Here is a 971-nt window from a genome sequence, read left to right as displayed (position 1 = left end):
ATGTCCACACGACATTGCGCTGCATAGCCTGTTGCACTAACCATCAGCAATGAAAGTGTAAGAAGTTTCTTCATGTCATTCTCTTATCTTCAAAGTAACTTCTGTTAAACATAACACTCAGTTATACATTTGATGTCAGAACACCGTCACGACTTCGTAACAAGTTGTTTTATCGCCAATTTTCATCTCAAACTCTTCGCCTTCCTCTTTGCCAAGTAACGCTCGTCCCAATGGTGATTTCGCTGTTAAGACAAAGACTTCCTGATCTTGCCAAGCCACCGTTAGTCCACCAGAGCACGGACCGATGAAAAAGCGTTTTTCGATATTATTCTCATCGACGAGAACCACATACGCGCCTACACCTATTGGCGCATCCGTAAAGTCGCGAATAACCATTGAACGATACTGACGCAATTCGTCCTCACTCTCTTGCACTCGCATTGCTTGGCCGTGAGCAAGATAGGAAGCCTCTAATGCAAGCGTGTCGTACTTATGCTCGGGCACAGTTTCTTCGTCCGTTGCGGCATCGATGGCTCTTTGGGTGGAAGCGTGTGCAATTCGAAGTTTTTCTTCCAATTGATAAATGATGATTTGGATTAACTCAGCTTTGTTCATACTTTTTGAAGGCGCGCTCAGTAGGCAGGATATGTTAATGTACCCTAGTCTATCACCGAAGAAAGGTTTCCCTAACATGCAAAGTACCCAGTTACTACAAACGCTTCAATCCGTGTTTGGTTTTGACTCATTACGCCAAGGCCAACAACCAGTTATTGAATCGGTCATGAATGGTTACTCTGCAGCAGCAATATTTCCAACGGGCTCGGGCAAATCTCTTTGTTATCAACTCCCCGCCACCATGCTGCCCAACCTCACTTTAGTGATCTCGCCATTACTGGCACTAATGAAAGATCAGCTGAGCTTTTTGCAAAGCAAAGGGATCGCCGCCGCTTCTATCGATAGCAGCCAAAGCA

At 45.2% G+C, this 971-nt stretch carries 2 protein-coding genes; one reads left to right on the top strand and one right to left on the bottom strand.

Annotated features, from left to right (window positions below):
• Nucleotides 1–135: 135 nt before the first annotated feature.
• The gene (locus R7Z49_RS23785) at nt 136–615 is read right to left on the bottom strand and encodes a GreA/GreB family elongation factor (protein ID WP_025629963.1); all 480 of its coding nucleotides are present in this window, start codon (nt 613–615) and stop codon (nt 136–138) included.
• A gap of 76 nt (nt 616–691) precedes the next feature.
• Here R7Z49_RS23785 and R7Z49_RS23780 point away from each other — a divergent pair.
• Nucleotides 692–971 (top strand): DEAD/DEAH box helicase (locus tag R7Z49_RS23780; RefSeq protein WP_318112190.1); only part of this gene is annotated, 280 nt, incomplete at its 3' end.

This window comes from Vibrio sp. 1562 (assembly GCF_033340155.1).
Taxonomy (GTDB): Bacteria; Pseudomonadota; Gammaproteobacteria; order Enterobacterales; family Vibrionaceae; genus Vibrio; species Vibrio alginolyticus.
This window is presented reverse-complemented; position numbering and strand designations above follow the sequence as displayed.